Genomic DNA, 16,985 nt, shown 5'->3' with positions numbered 1-16,985 from the left:
CCATGAGTACGTTCCGGCAGGCCCGTGAGTTCCTCCTCGCGCATCGCGACGACTACGCCACCGCCTACCGGGACTTCCGCTGGCCCGACCTGGAGGACTTCAACTGGGCGATCGACTGGTTCGACGCCGAGGCGGCCGGTGAGGCGGGCTCGCGGACGGCGCTCTGGATCGTCGAGGAGGACGGGTCCGAGCAGCGGTACACGTTCGCCGAGCTGTCCGAGCGGTCCAGCCGGGTGGCGAACTGGCTGCGCGGGCACGGGGTGCGACGCGGCGACCGGGTGATCCTCATGCTCGGCAATCAGGTCGAGCTCTGGGAGTGCCTGCTCGCCACGATGAAGCTGGGCGCCGTGGTGATCCCGGCGACGCCGCTGCTGGGCCCGGCCGACCTGCGGGACCGCCTGGACAGGGGCAACGCCGCGCACGTGATCACGAACGCGCCGGCGAAGTTCGCGGGCCTCACCGGGGAATACACCAAGATCGCCATCGAGGCGCAGGACGGCTGGCTCTCCTATCCGGATGCCTACACCGCGGACCCGGTCCTGGAGGATCCCGGCCCGACGAAAGCCACCGACACCCTCCTGCTCTACTTCACCTCCGGCACGACGGCGCTGCCGAAGCTGGTCGAGCACACCCATGCTTCCTACCCGGCCGGGCACCTCTCCACCATGTACTGGATCGGTCTGCGCCCCGGCGACGTCCACCTCAACATCAGCTCGCCGGGCTGGGCCAAGCATGCCTGGAGCAACGTCTTCGCCCCGTGGAACGCCCTGGCCACGGTCTTCATCTACAACTACTCGCGCTTCAACGCCGAGGCCCTGCTCGCTCAGATGCAGCGCTGCGGCGTGACCAGTTTCTGCGCGCCGCCGACGGTGTGGCGGATGCTCGTGCAGTCCGATCTGACCATGCTGAAGAACCCGCCGCAGATCGTCGTCGGCGCCGGCGAGCCGCTCAACCCCGAGGTGATCGAGCAGGTGCAGCGGGCCTGGGGCGTGACGATCCGGGACGGGTTCGGGCAGACCGAGACGACCGTGCAGATCGCGAACACGCCTGGTCAGCGGGTCAAGGAAGGATCGATGGGCCGCCCGGTGCCCGGCTACAAAGTCGCACTCGTCGATCCCACAAACGGACAAGTCGCCGACAACGAAGGCGAGATCTGTCTGGACATCAGCGCCGGAAGACCACTAGGGCTCATGGTCGGCTACCACGGCGATCCCGAGCGCAACGCCGAGGCGATGGCCGGCGGCTATTACCACACCGGCGACATCGGGTCCCGCGATGCGGACGGCTACATCACCTATGTGGGACGCACCGACGACGTCTTCAAGGCCTCCGACTACCGCATCTCCCCGTTCGAACTGGAGAGCGTGCTGCTCGAACACGAAGCGGTGGCCGAGGCCGCGGTGGTTCCCGCCCCCGACCCGGTGCGGCTCGCCGTACCGAAAGCCTTCGTGGTCCTGGCCGAAGGCTGGCAGCCGACGAACGAGACCGCGCAGGCGATCCTGCGCCACTGCCGCGAGAACCTCGCCCCTTACAAGCGCATCCGCCGCCTGGAGTTCGCCGAGCTCCCCAAGACCATCTCCGGCAAGATCCGCCGCGTCGAGCTGCGCGATCGGCCGGCGACGAACGAATTCCGGGAAGACGCCTGATTCCTTCGGTACGACCTGGAACCTGCCGTTTCGCGCTAATCTGACCCCGTTCAGACGCGAATCGGGGGGTTTGCATCGTGTTCGGGCGACTGCGCCGGCGACACCGTGAATGGAAGGCCGCCCGCGACTCCGACCACGGCGCCGTCATGCTGATCGTCGCGCTGTTCCTCAGCAACGCCGTCATCTTCGGCATGGGCGCCATCGTCATCGACGTCGGCATGGCCTGGCACGAACGCGAGCAACTGATCAGCGGCGCCGACGCGGCCTCCATGAAGATCGCGCTGAACTGCGTCGCCACCCCGGCCAAGTGCACGATCGCCGACCAGACACCGGTGGCGGTCGACTACGCGAAGAAGAACGCGAAGGACGGCCTCGCCGACGCGCAGATCTGCTTCAGCTTCACGACGCCGTGCCCGGCCTGGAAGACCACTGCCGCCTGCCCGCCGGTGCCGGCACCGGCCGCCGGCGAGTCCGCCGGAACCTGGGTCGAGGTGCGCACCACCACCCTGACGCCCACCGGCACGATCCTTCCTCCGGCGTTCGCCAGGGCAGCGACCGGCGGCACGTTCACCGGCAAGTCCGTGGGCGCTTGTGCACGGGTCGCCTGGGGGCCTCCGGCCGTACGAAAAGTCCTCGCTCTGGGCATCTCGCTCTGTGACTGGAAGCGGATGACGAAGAACGGGACGACGTACTACGGACCTCTCGACAACCTGGTCGGCGCGCTCGGCCTCTTCCCGATGCTGGGCATGACGGCGGCGAAACCGGGCCAGGACGAACCGATCGCCGCGGTCCTGCCGGCACAGATCCTCGGCATCCCGCTCCCGACCTGCACCGCCCTCGACGCGTCGCCGCGGGGATACGCCTGGTTGCAGGGCAACGACATCTGGAACCCGGTCATGCCGGACGCCAACTGCGAGATCGACCTCAAGGTCGGCGACTATCCCCGGTCGTTCCTGCTCGGCGGCCTCACCATCGGCGGCACCAACAAGTGCACGGCCCGGATGCAGAGTCTGATCGCGTCGAAACAGCCGGTCCTCGTACCGATCTTCGACACGATCAAGCAGGAGCTGCTCAGCATCGCGCCGCAGTACCACATCGTCGGCTTCGCACCGCTCCAGATCACCGGCTTCTCCGGGCTGCTGGGCGGCCTCTTCGGCGGCGTGAGCAGCATCCTGAGCGGCAATCTGCTGGACGCCCTGGTCAAGATCCTGTGCGACGTGGCGAGCGGCTGCATCTACGGCTACTTCACGAAGACGCTGGTGCCGACGCATCAGCCGCGCTTCGGCACCGGCACCGGCACGTACGGCGCCACCATCATCGGCCGCACCGGCTGATCCTCCCGTCCGTTTCCGCGCCGATCATTAAATCGTCATGCGTTGATGCCTTGGGGGTCCCGGAGAGCACGCAGACTGAGGGAGCGTTCAGGTGACCGGCGAGTAACTTCGGCGGGCCTGGGCGTCCACCGTTCGCGCCCGCCGCCACCGGCGGGCCGTCCGTAAGGAGCCCTCATGAGCTCTGTCCGTCTCTGTCTGGCCATCCTGCTCGCCGCCGTCCTCGGTGTGCTCGGCCTGGCCGCCCCCGCCTACGCCGTGACCGCGGCCGAGAAGGCAGCCGTCCTGTCGTCCTTCACGCAGACCAGCGCTTCCAGCTACAACGCCTGGAACGCGGCCCGGCAGAACCAAGGAGCATGGTCCGCGTACGGGTTCGACTGGAGCACCGACTACTGCTCGTCCAGCCCGGACAATCCCCTGGGATTCGACTTCAAGCTGTCCTGCCACCGGCACGACTTCGGGTACCGCAACCACAAGGCGATCGGCACGTTCGCGGCGAACAAGAGCCGCGTCGACTCGGCGTTCTACGAGGATCTCAAGCGGAAGTGCGCGACGTACTCGTCGGTGGTCCGGCCGGCGTGCACCAGTCTGGCCTGGACGTACTACCAGGCGGTGTCGCTGTTCGGCTCGGTGGCGTCGGTCAGTGCGGCCGACATCCGGAAGGCCGCGAAGATCAAGGCGGACGCGCTGGCCGCGGCTCGCTGACGATGTGACGGGCCGGGGCGGCAGTCGCCACCCCGGCCCTTCCCCCCGTACCTCAGGCGATGGAACGCGCCGCCCGCAGGATCGTCTCGGCGACCGCCGCCGGCTCCGACGCCGGGATCGCGTGCGACGCGCCCGGCAGCTCCACCGTCGTCCGCGCGCCGGCCCGCTCGGCCATGAACCGGTGCGCCGCCAGCGGGATGTTGAGGTCGAGCTCCGGATAGACGAACCAGGACGGCAGGTTCTTCCAGGCCGGCTCGCCGGAACCCTCGTTGAGCGCCGTCGTGTTCAGCGGGCGTTGCGTGGCGGCGGCCAGCGCGGCCACGTCAGCCGGCACGTCCGCGATGAACTGGTGGTGGAACTTCTCCGGCCGGATGAACAGGTCGACGCTGCCGTCCGCGAGCGGCACCTCCCGCAGCGTCTCACCGAGCGTGCTGCCCGGGAACTTGCCGGACAGGAACCCGATGCTCTCCCCCGCCTCCGGCGCGAACGCCGCGACGAAGACCAGCGCCTTCACGTTGTCGTGCCCGGTCGCGGCGTTCGAGATGACCGCGCCGCCGTACGAGTGACCGACCAGCACGACCGGGCCGTCGATCGTGGACACCAGCGCCGACACGCCGGCCGCGTCACCGGAGACGCTGCGCAGCGGGTTCGGCGCCGCGATCACCGGGTAGCCCTCGGCGGTCAGCTGCTGAATGACCCCGTTCCAGCCGGCCGACTCGGCGAACGCGCCGTGGACGAGGACGATCGTGGGCTTCATGTAGTGCCTTCTCCCGTGATGGAAACTTCCTTGCACTCCCATTCCAGCCGCTCGGGCGGGCCTTCACCAGGCAGAAGTAACGCAGAACTACCCGGCTTCCCGTGCGCGATGACAGACCGCCTCGAGATTGATGCCGTGCGGATCCGTCACGAAGGCGCCGTAGTAGTCGTCGTGGTACTCCGGATGGAGCGCGGGTTCCAGCAGAGGGGTCGCGCCGGCCGCCAGGGCGGCTCGGTAGAAGGTCGCCACGTCGTCGCGGCTGTCGACGGTGAAGGCCAGATGCATGTTCGTGCCGACGGTCCCGCCGTCGATCAGCCAGAAGTACGGCTTGACGTCCGCCAGACCGAAGCCGGTCATGGCTGCCGGCTGGTTCGGCGTCGCGTCCGGCGGGATCTCCAGCATCTTCGTGATGCCGATGGCGGCCAGCACCGGCTCGTAGAACGCGACGGCGGCGGCGAGATCGGGCACGGCGACGTTGAGGTGGTCGATCCGGGATCCCGAGCGGTCAAGAGTCATGAACCCAGATTTGCCGGAATAGCGGTCGGAACGTGTCCGCTGGGCCGAGGAACTGCCCGGCCGTGGGCGGCCGGGCAGTCCGGATGAGGCTCAGGCCCCGAGGATGTTCTCCGCGGTCCTCGACGCCAGCGCCATCACGGTGATCATCGGGTTGGTGCCGGACGGGGTGGGGAAGGCCGAGGCGTCGCCGATCCAGACGCCGGGGGTGTCGTGCAGCTCGCCGCGCGGATCGGCGACGCTGGTGGCGGGGTCGGCGCCCATCCGGCAGCTGCCCATCTGGTGGGCGGCGAACAGGGTGGCGCCGCCGGCTCGCAGCGGCACCGACGTGGCCCGGGCGATGTAGTCCTCCAGGTCGTCACCCTGCTCCCAGGCGGCCAGACCGTGCGCGAACAGCTGGATGCGGCGAGCGCCCGCCGCGTGGTGCAACCGGATCTCCGCCTCGATGGCGCGCCGGGCGTTGCGGACGTCGAGTTCGTCGGTGAGCTCGTAGAACGCCACCGTGTTGCCGGACTCGTCGAGCGTCACCCGGCCGTGGCCGCGGTCCCGGATCAGGCCGATGTAGGAGCCGTTGTTGCGGAACGTCGCCATCGCCTCCTTGTGCTGCTCCGGGGAGATGAACGGGATCGAGCCGGCGGCCAGGGCGGTGGTGTACTGCACGCTCTCCATCAGGAAGCCGTAGCCGTCCTCGACCGCGGCGAACTCGTTGATCAGGCCGGCCTGCGGGGCGCCCCACCAGCCGCGCATGTCGGTGCCGTAGTCGCCCATCGTGACCGTGCAGGGATGCAGCCTGAGGTAGTCGCCGACTGCCGGGCCGCCGATGCCTGACCGTAAGAGCACACCCGGCGATTCGAGGGCGCCGGCGGCGAGGACGACGATGGGGGCGCGGACGATGACGGCGGCGCTTCCGGCAGTCCCGATGATTCCCGTGGCGCGGCCGTTCTCCGTCAGAATCCGGTCGACACGGCAATTGTCGATCACTTGCGCTCCATGATCGCGGACCGCCGGCTCGATGTAGACCTTGAGCGTCGACTGCTTCGCCCCCGAGCGGTCTCCGAACCCGAGATGACCGGCGATCGCCGCGTCGTGCCGCTTCTCGTCCCAGTTGCGGTGGACGGTGGCGAACGACCAGCCCAGTTTCTCGGCGCCACGCTGCATCGCCTCATGGATCTTGTTGAACTCGGAGCAGCGATCGTTTACCGACATCTCCCGCCACACCGCGTCGAGGTGCTTGTCGAACTCGGGCGTCGCCACGTCGGTGAGGCCGTGCTCGTCGGCCCACTGCTGCCGGACGTGATCCTTCGTGCGGATGCAGTTCGTCCAGTTGATGACCGTTCCACCGCCGAGTCCGGCGCCGGCCATCAGCGTGATGTTGCCGTCGCCGGTCGGGGTGGGGCCGCCTCGCCAGTAGGAGCGCTGGTACGCGGCCAGCTCCAGTTGATCGAAATCGGCCTCGGTGCTGTAGCGGCCGGCCTCCACGATGATCACGCGTTTGCCGCTCGCGGCGAGCCGCCCGGCGATCAGTCCACCGCCGGCGCCGGAGCCGATCACGACGGCGTCGGCCTCCAGCTCGACGTCGCCGTCCGGCCGCAGCGGCGTGATCTCCGGTTCCGCGGCGGGCGCGCCGGGGTCGACCGGGCCGGGATAGCCGATCGTCGTCCAGAACGGGTTGTGCCCGCTCGCGTCGGTGATCCCGTAGGTGACGAGCAGGATCACGCTGGTCAGCGCGCCGATCCCGGCGGCGGCCTCGGGCGAGGCCTGGGTGATCGCCGCGAGCACCGGCCCGGGCGCGTCGTGGAATCCGTTCGCGGCGAGCGCGTCGAACAGGGCGGCGATCCCGGCCTGCTGCTCGGGTGGCATCCCCGAGATCATGGCGAGCACACCCTGGTCGGCGCCGACGTCGGTGGCCCGGCGCGCCCAGAATCCGTCGGTGTCGCCGGGCCGTTCGAGAGGCGGGACGATGGTGTCGCAGAGCAGGCGAAGAGTCTGAATCTGATCAGGGGTCACGAGGCGTCCTCCTACTTCGGTGGAGAAGTCGGTGCCGTGCGCCCATCAATCTATGGGTGATCGCCCGTTAACAAAATACTTCGGCACCACGGGAACTGCGCCGATGACGCCACTGCCGGAGGGCTAGACCCGGGCGCTGATCAGAAACTGCATCTGGACCTCATGCCCCGGCGAGACCCCATACCGCTGGTCCAGCTCGAAGATCGTGGTGAGCGGGGTGACGGTGACGTCCGACAGGCCGGCGTTCGCGAGTGCCAGGGCCGTCTCGTCGATCGACTTGGCGGCCGCGAGGGGCAGCAGCGAGCGCACCTCGGCGTCGTAGAAGGCGGTGACGCCGGGCTGCGTCTCGTCGTCGAGACCGTCCGGGAACCAAGCGCTGTCCACCATGACGACCAGGCCACCGGGGCGCAGCACGCGCTTCCAGTTCGCCACGGCGGTGGCCGGCTCGCGCAGCGTCCACATCACGTAGCGGCCCACGATCGCGTCGAAGCTGCCGTCCGGAAAGTCCGGCGCGACGGCGTCACCGAGCCGGAAATCGGGAGCGTCGCCGGCGAGAGCAGCGTGCTTGCGGGCCGCGGCCAGCATCCCTTGCGACAGATCGATTCCGGTCACGCGGTGGCCGAGTCCGGCGATGGTCATCGCCACGTGACCGCTGCCCGTACCCACATCGAGCACGTCGATCGGCGCCGCCGGAAGAGCCTTTTCCCAGATCTCCGCCCACGCGGCGGTGTCGGCCTCGACCCGCTCCGGCCGCTGCTGATACGCGTCATAGGCCGGCGCACGGCCCGTCCAGTAGTCGTTGATACGGTCCTGCGCGGTCATGTGGTGATCTCCTCCAGCAGCGGTTCGAACAGCAGATGCAGCGAGCCCTCGATCTCCAGCCGGCGGATGCCGATCCCATAGACCGGTTCGAGGATCCCCGGATTCAGTACGTCGGAGGCCTCACCTGCGGCGACGACCCCGCCGGAACCCAGCAGCACCAGATCATCGCAGTAGCGGGCGGCCAGGTTCAGGTCGTGCAGGACGACCACCGAGCAGGTGCCGAGGCCGCGGACGAGTCCGAGGATCTCGTGCTGGTAGCGGATGTCCAGGTGGTTCGTCGGCTCGTCGAGCAGCAGGTGAGTGGCCTCCTGGCAGAGGGCGCGGGCGATCAGGACACGCTGGCGTTCCCCGCCGGACAGCCCGGCGAACGGCCGTCCCGCCAGGTGCGTGGCGCCGACCCGGGCCAGGGAGCGGGCCGCCACCTCGTGATCGGCGGCGCCGGTCCGCTGGAACGCCGACAGATGCGGTCCCCGGCCGAGCAGCACCATCTCGGCCACGGTCAGCGCGGTCTCGCCGCCGGTCTCCTGCACGACGACGGCCATCCGCCGGGCCGACTCGCGCGGCGAGAGCGCGGTCAGCGCGTCGCCGTCCACGGTCACCGAGCCGGATGGCGTGCGCAGCGCGCCGTAGAGCAGCCGCAGCAGGGTGGTCTTGCCGCTGCCGTTCGGGCCGATCAGCCCCAGGACGCGGCCGGGGCGGGCCGTCACACTCACGCCGTCGATGACCGGGTTGGCGCCGTAGTGCCAGGAGACGCCCCGCGTTTCGATCATGCGGGCGCCCCGAACCGCGCGACGATCCTCTCCAGACCGTCGACGGCGAGCGGGGACGGCGGCTCGGTGAAGTTGAACAGCTGCGGCATCAGGTCGCCGTTCGCGACCGCCTTGAGCTTCTGCGCTCCCGGCAGACCGGTGATCGCCTGCTCGACCTTCTCCGGGTCACCGTCGCTGTGGAGCAGGATCAGCACATCCGGGTTCCGGCCCAGCAGTTCCTCGAGGGTCACCTCGAATACTCGTTCCGCGCTGCCGGCGAAGACGTTCGTGAACCCGGCCGCCTCGAGTTGCGGCTGAGCCATGCTGCCGGACCCGTAGGCGTAAGTGACGCCTCCTCCGACGGTGGGATAAAGCACGGCTGCCGTCCGTACCGTCGAAGGCCTTTGCATGTCCGCCATCCGGGCTCGGAGCGCGGCAACCGCTGTCGTGGCCTCGGCCTCGCGCCCGAACACCGTGCCGTAACTCTCCATCTGGCGGTAGATGTCGTCGAAGGACGGCTTGCCGGTGGCGTTCGCGCAGAGAGCGGGCTCCTCCAGCAGCGGGATGTCCACGGCGGCGAGGGTGTCGCGGGACAGGTTGTCGACCTCGCCGAGGACGAGATCGGGCTGCTGGCTGATCACCACCTCCTTGGAGATCTGGAGGTGGCCGCTCGTGTCGGTCTTGTCGGTGAGCAGCGGGATCCGGTCGAGTTCGGCCTGGGTCGCGCTGTCGTAGTAGTCCTTCGGATACTGGCCGGCGCGTGCGGTGACGCGATCCATGACGCCGAGAGCGTGCAGGTAGGGGACGGCAGCGCTCTTGAGCATCACCACTCGTTGTGGACTCTTGTCGAAGGTGACCTCGGTGCCGCAGTTCTCGACGGAGATCGTGGAGCTTGCGGGGGATTCCTCGCCGGCGAGACCGCAGCCGCCGAGAAGGGTGGCCGCCAGGAGAACCGGAAATATCCGCATTGATGGGCCTTTCAGGCGTGCAGGCGTCGGATGAGGACCAGCAAGAACGGGGTGCCGACCAGCGCGGTGATGATGCCGATCGGGATCTCCTGCGGCGCGAGCAGGACACGGGCGATCACGTCGGCCCAGACCAGCAGGATCGCGCCGAGCAGCGCGGCCACCGGGACCACGCGGACGTGCGGGGCGCCGACGAGGCGACGAGCGAGATGGGGTACGACGAGACCGACGAACCCGATGCTGCCGGAGGCGGATACCAGCACCCCGACGCAGAGGGACACCACGACGAGGAGCCGCAGCCTGAGCCGATCCGGGGAGATGCCGAGCGTGTGCGCCGTCTCGTCGCCGACGCTCAGCGCGTCGAGGCTGCGCCCGGTGATCGTCAGGTAGGCGATGGTCCCGCCGATCACCACGGCGGCCACCGCGAGCAGCGCGTCCCAGCGGGCCAGGCCGAGCGAGCCGAGCAGCCAGAACATCACCGAACGGGCGCCTTCGGCACTCCCGGACGCGAAGATCAGGAAGCTGGTGGTGGCGTAGAGGGCGTATCCGACGGCGACGCCGGCCAGCAGCAGGCGGATCGAGGTGACGCGGCCACCGCTGCGAGCGATCAGGAAGACCGCCAGTGACGCCGCCATCGCGCCGGCGAAGGCGCTCGTCGACAGCGCGTACTGCCCGAATCCCGCGCCGGCTCCGAAGAGGATCGCCGCGGCGGCGCCGCTGGAGGCGCCCGAGTTGATGCCGAGCAGGTACGGGTCGGCCAGCACGTTGCGGACCATCGCCTGCAGTGCCACGCCGCAGACCGCCAGTCCCGCGCCGACCAGGATGCCGAGCAGGACGCGCGGCAGGCGTACCTGCCAGACGATCGCCTCCTCGGGCGGCGTCCAGGTGACGTCGCCGACGGCGAAGAGCTGGTGGGCGATGATCCGCGCGACGGTGGCCGGGCTGATGCCGATGGCACCGGTGCCGACGGCGACCAGGGTGGTGAGGCTCAAGGCGGCGGACAGCGTGATGATCCAGGTGGCGGTGTGCTGTCGCTGCTTGTTCAGCACCTCGCTGACCACTTCTGCTGCCTCCATGCTGTTGCCAAAGATGTGCAACAACCTAACAGCAAGATCTTTCCGGAGTGAAGGTGGTGCGGCCGGGTAAGCGTCTCGTCATGACGACGCTGCGCGCTGTGGTGCTCGGGTGCACCCTGAAGAAGTCCCCCGCCGAATCCAGTGCCGAGCTGCTCGGACGCGAGGTCCTCACCGCCCTCGCCGACCACGACGTCGACGGTGAGGTGATCCGGGTCGTCGACCACGACGTCCGCTTCGGCGTCTCGGTGGACGAGGGCGACGGCGACGAGTGGCCGGCGATCCGCGCGAAGATCATGGACGCGCAGATCCTGATCATCGCGACGCCGATCTGGATGGGTCAGCCGTCCAGTGTGTGCAAGATGGTCCTCGAACGCCTCGACGCGGACATCTCCAAGGTGTTCGGCAAGGTCGCGGCGGTGGCGGTCGTCGGCAACGAGGACGGCGCCCACCATGTGACCGCCGAAGTGCTGCAGGGGTTGAACGACGTGGGGTTCACGATCGCCGGGGCCGCCTCGACGTACTGGGTGGGCGAGGCCATGGGCGGTCTGGACTACAAGGACGCCGGCCCGAAGCCGGACACCACCGGCGCCGCCACGAAGACCCTCGCCGCCAACGCCGCCCACCTGGCCCACCTACTGGCGGCTTCCCCATACCCGTCGGCGTGATCATCGCGCGTTCCGAAATTCAGCGGCATCTCGCCGTCAGCCGGCGGACATGACCGGTCACCAAGGGGTGTGGTTGCGCCACTTGCGGTTCGCCTTGTCGCTGCAGGTGCGCAGCCGCACCGTGCCCACCCCGGCCCGGTCGATCGCGGTCTCGGTGACGCACTTGCCGTTCTCGCCGGCCCGCAGCGTGCCGGTGAACCACCACTCCTGGTCATCGGTGTACGTGCACTTCGCGACCCGCAGCGCCACCCCGTCGGGCTCGACACAGTTGCCGTCGTTGGTGAAGTGCCCCTCGCTGGTCTGGTAGAAGTCCTGCACGTCGTCCCCCTGCCGGCACGGCGCCGTGGTCAGCACCGTCCCCACCGGCCCACCGGTCAGGCACCGGCTGGGGTTGCGTTCGGTGACGATCCACCCTTGCAGCAGCGGCGGCGGCCCCGGGACGGCGGCCGCCGAGGTCTCCCAGCCACCCAGGATCGCAGCGGTCACCATCGGTACGAGGACACCACGGGTCAGCACGGCCTCATGCTAGGGATTCGGCGTCGATCCCACCCGGATATCTCCGGATTTGTCATCCCAGGACCGCGCCGCTGCCGAACCCGTTCCCGGCCTCGTGAGAGCCAGCGCCGTGGCTGCCGCGGCGGCCGGAAGCAGCCAGGACGCCGTGAAGCTCCCGGTCTGATCACGCAGGAAGCCCAGCACCGGCGGCGAGACCACCACCGCCACCTGATTCACCGTCATGACGAGCCCGAGCGTCGACCCGGCACGCCCTGCCGGCGCCGCCTCCGCCACCGTGGCGATCCACGGCCCGTACCACCCGATCCCGAAGAACCCCAGCCATCCGAGGATCAGGCAAGCTGCTCCGGGCCGGCTGCCGAGCGGCGTGACCAGCAGCACGAGTCCGGCCAGAACCGCCAGCAGACTCACTCGGACCGCCGTCTCCCGCGACCGCAGCCGATCACTCCAGGCAGCGAGCAGAACCCTTCCCGCCGCCCCCGCGAACTGCACCACCACCAGCGCCGCGGCAGCCGCCCCCGCGGTCATGCCCGCCGTCTGATGCAGATGCAGCACACACAGAAGCCCCACCGCGCTGTGAACGACGACCAGGCAGCCTCCACTCACCATCGCCCGCCGGAGCGCCGCCAGATCACCGGCCGCTCGCCCCTCATCGATGACGGCCGCAGCGCCGGCCATCGGCTCGCCACCGCGGTCCCGCGGTTCGGTGGCGGTCGCGGATCGTCCGGCGGTCATGGTGGCCTGCACGACAGGACGGACCGGCGGCCTCCGGGAGAACGTCATGAACACGGCAGCGCCCGCCGACGCCACCACACCGCCCACGAAGATCGCCGCCCGCCATCCGTGAGCGGCCGCCACCAGCGGCAGCACGGCGGCGGCCAGCACCGCGCCCAGCGGCAGCCCGGCCTGCCGGATCCCCATCGCCATGCCGCGCTGCGAAGTGTCGAACCACGAGGCCACCGACTTGCTGCCACCCGGCTGGACCGTGCTGTACCCGGCGCCGACCACGAGCAGCACGACCAGCAGAGCCGGATAGCCCGGGGCCAGCGTGCCCGCGAGGAGGGCGGCCCCGGCGAGTGCGGTGCCGGCGCCGACCACCCAGCGTTCGTCGTACCGGTCCAGCAGCATCCCCGCCACCAGCAACCCGGCCAGCGGAACCAGCTGCGCGGCCGACACCAGCGCTCCCAGCTGAGCCGCGCCGATCCCCAGGTCCCGCTGCAACGGCACACTCAGCGCGCCCAGCCCCTGCACGAAGAACGCCGCGGCCGCCTGGGTGAACGTCGCCACCCCGAGAACCACCCACCGGTATCGATCCATGACGCCAGCCTGCTGTAATGGTCTTATGCATCTCAACCCTTACGGCGCGGATGCCGTGAACCTCGCAGCCGATCTGGTGAACGACCGTCCCGCCACCGCCGACGAGCTGGCCGCGCGCTGCCGCGCCGCCGGCCTGGTGCTGGAGATGCCGGTGTCGGAGTCCGATCTCGATCAGCTGACGGCGACGCTGGCGAGATGGGAGGCCGTCGTGGACGCGCCGGACGATCACGAGCGCGCCCGCCTCCTGAACGGGATGCTCGCCGCCGCTGCCGCCTACCCCCGCCTCACCGATCACGCCGGCGGCTGGCACCTGCACTACCGTGACGACGACCGGCCCCTCGGCGCCGTGCTCGACTCGCTGATCGCCGTGGGAACCGCCCTGCACCTGGCCGGCCGGGGCATCCACCGCCTGCGACGCTGCACCGTCACCGAATGCGCCCGCGTCTTCGCCGACACCTCGCGGACCGGCCGCCGGCGCTACTGCTCCCCCCGATGCGCCAACCGCGACGCCGTCCGCCGCCACCGGAGCCGCGGTTGACTGCTCGTCCGACCATCGACGGCCTGCGCGTCTTCGGGGCTCCGCAGTGCCCGGCCGAACAGCGGTGAATCGACACGTCGATGGGCTGGCCGCTCGCCGGGTTCGGCCGGCGCTGTACCCGCCGTGGGCGAAGCACCGGACACCGACCCGAGGACGTACCTCAGACGCGGACTGCGCTTCCTGACCGGCTCCACCCGCTGACGGCGGCCACCACCAGCCCGCACCCGGCGACCAGCGCCCACCCCGGCCACGTCGCGCCGACCACCGCGTCCGGTCCGATGACGCTGCCGGCCAGGGCCACCCCGATCGCCGTGCCCACCTGCCGGGCGGTCGACGCGATGCCGGTCGCCAGCCCGGTGCGCTCCGGCGGCAGCCCGCTCACGGCCGTGTTGGTGATCGGCGCGTTCGCCAGTCCCAGGCCGGCGCCGAGCAGCAGGTAGGCGCTGAGCAGCACCCCGATCCCGGTCCGCTCGTCGAGCCCGAGCAGCATCAGGCCGCCGGCCGTCGTGCAGGCGCCGGCGATCCGCAGCGGGAGCCGGGGACCGATCCGCCCGGTCAGGTACCCGGCGATCGGCGGGCAGACGATCGCCCCGATCGCCATCGGCAGCGTGGTCAGTCCCGCCTGCAGCGGGGTCAGGCCGCGTACCTGCTGGGCATACATGCTGCCGAGCAGCAGGGTCACGCTGAACGCCACGAAGACCAGCACCGCGCTACCGATGGCGGCGACGAAGGCCGGCCGGCGGAAGAGCGAGAGGTCCATCAGCGGCGTGCGCTGCCGTCGCTCCACTGCCACGAAAGCGGCCAGCGCCACGATCGTCATCCACCAGAACAGCGGGTCCTCGATCAGCGCCGCCACCATCGAGGCGATCACCACGATGAGCAGCAGCTGTCCGACGACGTCCAGCTGGCGGGGCTTCGGCGACCGGGACTCCGGGACGTAGACGGCGGTCAGGACGAGCACCACCGCGATGATCGGCAGGTTGGCCCAGAACACGGTGCGCCAGCCCAGCCCGCCGGTGAGCAGCCCGCCGACCACCGGTCCGGCCGCCATGCTCAGGCCGAAGACGGACGCCCACACGCCGATCGCCTGCGCTCGCTGCCGGGCGTCGGTGATCGCGCTGACCACGATGGCGAGCGCTACCGGGCTCAGCATCGAACCGCCCGTGCCCTGCAGGACGCGCGCCGCCACGAGCGTCCCTGCGGTCGGGGCGAGGGCGCAGGCCGCCGAGCCCGCCGCGAACAGCACCAGCCCGATCCGGAACACCCGGCGCCGGCCGAGCCGGTCGGCCAGCGCACCGGAGGTGATCAGAAGGCTGGCGAGGACCAGGGTGTACGCGTCGACGACCCACTGCAGTTCGCTGATGTCGAGGCCGAGGTCGTTCCCGATCGACGGCAGGGCGATGTTGACGACGGTGCTGTCCATGCCGACGAGGAAGATGCTCGCGGCGCAGATCGCGAGGATCAGCCAGGGGCGGGTTTTCTCCATGGCGGGGATCGTCACGTGACGGCGCCCCGGCGGGCCAGCGAACTTGCGAAGACCGCAAACTGGCCTGATGGATCCTTCACTGGCTGCGCTCCTCGACGGCATCGGCCCGCGTCTGCGCCGCATCCGGCAGGAACGCGGCCTGCGACTAGAGGATCTCGCGGAGTCGACCGGCCTGTCAGTCAGCACACTGTCACGGCTGGAGTCCGGCAAGCGCCGGCCCACCCTCGACCTGCTGATCCCGCTGGCCCAGGCGCACCGGATGGCACTGGATCACCTGATCGGCGCTCCCCCGACCGGGGACCCGAGGGCGCATCTCACCCCGCATCGCGCGGACACCAGGACTCGGCTGGACGCCGTGGTGGTGCCGCTCACGACGTACCCGGGAAGGTTGCAGGTCTTCAAGCAGATCCTCGGCCCGAGCCGCGGCGAACCGGTGCAGGTCACCCATCACGGACATGCCTGGTTCTATGTGCTGGCCGGGAGCGTGCGGCTGCTGCTCGGCGGCTCCGAGCGCGTGATGAGCCCGGGCGAGACAGCCGACTTCGACGCGAGCGAGCCGCACTGGTTCGGCCCGGCAGACGACCGGCCGGCCGAGATCCTGCACCTCTTCGGCCCTCACGGCGACCGATTCTGAACACAACACGGCCTGGCGGCATGCCGGCGATGAGCTGCCACCAGGGAGTTCAGCCGCACATCGTCGGGCGGGAGCGGACGGTCAGAAGATCAGGCGCCCCGCTCCTCGATCAGGCGGGCAGCAGCCTGAAGCAGCACCTCTCGCGGGATCTCCACGACGAGTTCGCCGTCAGGGGCGTCCACTTCGGAGACCGCGTATCCCTGCACCAGCACCGTGTCACGGTCGGTGCTGTAGACGGTCGGGCAGGTGCCCGTGCCGCAGAGGGAAGCCACGACTCGCGGGCCGGGTTCCGGGGTGGCCGGCGGCCCGGGTAATGCGACCAGATGGTCGTCACGGTTCGTCGTCATCACTTCACGGTAGGAAAGGCGACCGCTGGCGACAAGCGCGTAGGCGTTACCGCGCCGCCTGGTTCGGCACCAGCATCCTCGCGTACCGCGCCAGGTAATGACTAAGAAGATCATCAATATCGGTCACCGCAACGGCCTCCAATCGGTCGAAGACGCGGCGGAACTCACGCAGGGTCTGACGACCGGCGGACCGGAGCGTCGTCGTGAACAGATCGACGCTGACCCAGCGGTCGTCGGCGACGTAGAAACCGTGGTAGGGCGCGATCGGCAGGTCGACGTCATCGGTGATGATGCCGATGCGAACGTTCGGGAACGCCGCCACCTCACGCATGCGGTAGATCTGCGAGATCATCTCGGCCGGTCGGCACACCTGATTGCGCAGGACCTGCTCAGTGATCAGGAAGCGGAACTCGCGCTCGCCCGAGTGCAGAATCTGGTTGCGCTGGATCCGGGCGTTGACCGCCTCACTGACGGCCGAATCGTCGTCCATGTTGGCGGACAGGATCGCGCGGGCGTACTCACTCGTCTGCAGCAGACCGGGCAGGACCGCCGGCTGCATGATCCGGATTTCCCGGGCGACAGCCTCCGCGCGGCCGAACTCGCGCTGACGGGTCGCCTGATCGGCACCGGCGGGAACCCACTCCAGAAGCCGATCATCGGCGTGCTCGGCCAACTCGACGAGACGCTCGGCCTCGGCGCGTGGCACATCGAGCGCTTCGACGAGGAGGCGGACATCACCGGGCTCGACCGAGACATGCCCGTTCTCCAGGCGCGAAATCTTGGCCTGGCTCATCCCGACGCGGTCACCGAGCTGCTGACCGGTCAGCCTCCGGCGCTTGCGCCAGCGTTGCAAGATCACGCCGACCGGCTCGACCGGCTCGACCGGACGGTCGGCGGTGGGCGAGTCGGTCACG

The 16,985-nt window shown here is 69.7% G+C and carries 18 protein-coding genes; 6 read left to right on the top strand and 12 right to left on the bottom strand.

The genetic code is table 11. The features are described from left to right. Positions 1-2 precede the first annotated feature (2 nt). The 3 genes from EP757_RS24655 to EP757_RS24645 all read left to right on the top strand — a co-directional run bounded on the left by EP757_RS24655 (position 3) and on the right by EP757_RS24645 (position 3,682). On the top strand, positions 3-1,646 hold the full coding sequence (locus tag EP757_RS24655) for an AMP-binding protein (RefSeq protein WP_127549802.1): 1,644 nt from the start codon (positions 3-5) through the stop codon (positions 1,644-1,646). A 77-nt stretch (positions 1,647-1,723) separates the two neighbouring features. Beyond that, complete coding sequence (locus EP757_RS24650; RefSeq protein WP_127549800.1) at positions 1,724-2,980, top strand: TadE/TadG family type IV pilus assembly protein; 1,257 nt, start codon at positions 1,724-1,726, stop codon at positions 2,978-2,980. Between the two features lie 174 nt (positions 2,981-3,154). Continuing rightward, entirely contained in the window at positions 3,155-3,682 is a 528-nt protein-coding gene (locus EP757_RS24645) for a phospholipase (protein ID WP_127549798.1), read from the top strand. A 52-nt stretch (positions 3,683-3,734) separates the two neighbouring features. On the opposite strand, the gene EP757_RS24640 is transcribed toward EP757_RS24645, so the two are convergent. The 7 genes from EP757_RS24640 to EP757_RS24610 form a co-directional block, all read right to left on the bottom strand. Beyond that, positions 3,735-4,439: an alpha/beta fold hydrolase gene (locus tag EP757_RS24640; protein ID WP_174262444.1), complete on the bottom strand. Its 705-nt coding sequence runs from the start codon at positions 4,437-4,439 to the stop codon at positions 3,735-3,737. Positions 4,440-4,526: 87 nt separating this feature from the next. Then, positions 4,527-4,955 (bottom strand): VOC family protein, encoded by a 429-nt coding sequence (locus EP757_RS24635; RefSeq protein ID WP_127549794.1) that lies wholly within the window; start codon positions 4,953-4,955, stop codon positions 4,527-4,529. A gap of 90 nt (positions 4,956-5,045) precedes the next feature. Further along, a complete protein-coding gene (locus tag EP757_RS24630; RefSeq protein WP_127549792.1) occupies positions 5,046-6,959 on the bottom strand; it encodes a GMC family oxidoreductase N-terminal domain-containing protein in 1,914 nt (637 codons plus the stop codon). Between the two features lie 123 nt (positions 6,960-7,082). After that, entirely contained in the window at positions 7,083-7,781 is a 699-nt protein-coding gene (locus EP757_RS24625) for a class I SAM-dependent methyltransferase (protein WP_127549790.1), read from the bottom strand. Continuing rightward, a complete protein-coding gene (locus EP757_RS24620) occupies positions 7,778-8,551 on the bottom strand; it encodes an ABC transporter ATP-binding protein (RefSeq protein ID WP_127549788.1) in 774 nt (257 codons plus the stop codon). The genes EP757_RS24625 and EP757_RS24620 overlap by 4 nt, the downstream gene beginning before the upstream one ends. Next, a complete protein-coding gene (locus EP757_RS24615; RefSeq protein WP_127549786.1) occupies positions 8,548-9,498 on the bottom strand; it encodes an ABC transporter substrate-binding protein in 951 nt (316 codons plus the stop codon). The genes EP757_RS24620 and EP757_RS24615 overlap by 4 nt, the downstream gene beginning before the upstream one ends. A gap of 11 nt (positions 9,499-9,509) precedes the next feature. After that, positions 9,510-10,571, bottom strand: a complete 1,062-nt coding sequence (locus EP757_RS24610) for an iron ABC transporter permease (protein WP_174262443.1) — start codon at positions 10,569-10,571, stop codon at positions 9,510-9,512. 47 nt (positions 10,572-10,618) lie between these two features. On the opposite strand from EP757_RS24610, the gene EP757_RS24605 reads away from it, so the two are divergent. Beyond that, complete coding sequence (locus EP757_RS24605; RefSeq protein WP_232049981.1) at positions 10,619-11,236, top strand: flavodoxin family protein; 618 nt, start codon at positions 10,619-10,621, stop codon at positions 11,234-11,236. 57 nt (positions 11,237-11,293) lie between these two features. Here the strand turns inward: EP757_RS24605 and EP757_RS24600 are convergent, their stop codons facing one another. Together EP757_RS24600 and EP757_RS24595 are read right to left on the bottom strand one after the other, a co-directional pair. Then, complete coding sequence (locus tag EP757_RS24600; RefSeq protein ID WP_127549784.1) at positions 11,294-11,752, bottom strand: RICIN domain-containing protein; 459 nt, start codon at positions 11,750-11,752, stop codon at positions 11,294-11,296. Positions 11,753-11,761: 9 nt separating this feature from the next. After that, positions 11,762-13,066 carry an MFS transporter gene (locus EP757_RS24595; protein ID WP_127549782.1) on the bottom strand — a complete coding sequence of 435 codons (1,305 nt, stop codon included), beginning with the start codon at positions 13,064-13,066 and terminating at the stop codon, positions 11,762-11,764. Positions 13,067-13,091: 25 nt separating this feature from the next. On the opposite strand from EP757_RS24595, the gene EP757_RS24590 reads away from it, so the two are divergent. Then, positions 13,092-13,604, top strand: a complete 513-nt coding sequence (locus EP757_RS24590; protein WP_127549780.1) for a CGNR zinc finger domain-containing protein — start codon at positions 13,092-13,094, stop codon at positions 13,602-13,604. Positions 13,605-13,764: 160 nt separating this feature from the next. Here EP757_RS24590 and EP757_RS24585 read toward each other — a convergent pair whose 3' ends face one another. Beyond that, positions 13,765-15,090 carry an MFS transporter gene (locus EP757_RS24585; RefSeq protein WP_127549778.1) on the bottom strand — a complete coding sequence of 442 codons (1,326 nt, stop codon included), beginning with the start codon at positions 15,088-15,090 and terminating at the stop codon, positions 13,765-13,767. A gap of 67 nt (positions 15,091-15,157) precedes the next feature. On the opposite strand from EP757_RS24585, the gene EP757_RS24580 reads away from it, so the two are divergent. Continuing rightward, positions 15,158-15,724: a helix-turn-helix domain-containing protein gene (locus EP757_RS24580; RefSeq protein ID WP_127549776.1), complete on the top strand. Its 567-nt coding sequence runs from the start codon at positions 15,158-15,160 to the stop codon at positions 15,722-15,724. A gap of 89 nt (positions 15,725-15,813) precedes the next feature. On the opposite strand, the gene EP757_RS24575 is transcribed toward EP757_RS24580, so the two are convergent. Both EP757_RS24575 and EP757_RS24570 read right to left on the bottom strand, forming a co-directional pair. Further along, positions 15,814-16,071, bottom strand: a complete 258-nt coding sequence (locus EP757_RS24575) for a hypothetical protein (protein ID WP_232049980.1) — start codon at positions 16,069-16,071, stop codon at positions 15,814-15,816. 46 nt (positions 16,072-16,117) lie between these two features. After that, the gene (locus EP757_RS24570) at positions 16,118-16,984 is read right to left on the bottom strand and encodes a helix-turn-helix transcriptional regulator (protein WP_127549774.1); all 867 of its coding nucleotides are present in this window, start codon (positions 16,982-16,984) and stop codon (positions 16,118-16,120) included. Position 16,985: the final 1 nt, after the last annotated feature.

The sequence above is a fragment of the Actinoplanes sp. OR16 genome, assembly GCF_004001265.1.
GTDB lineage: Bacteria > Actinomycetota > Actinomycetes > Mycobacteriales > Micromonosporaceae > Actinoplanes.
This window is presented reverse-complemented; position numbering and strand designations above follow the sequence as displayed.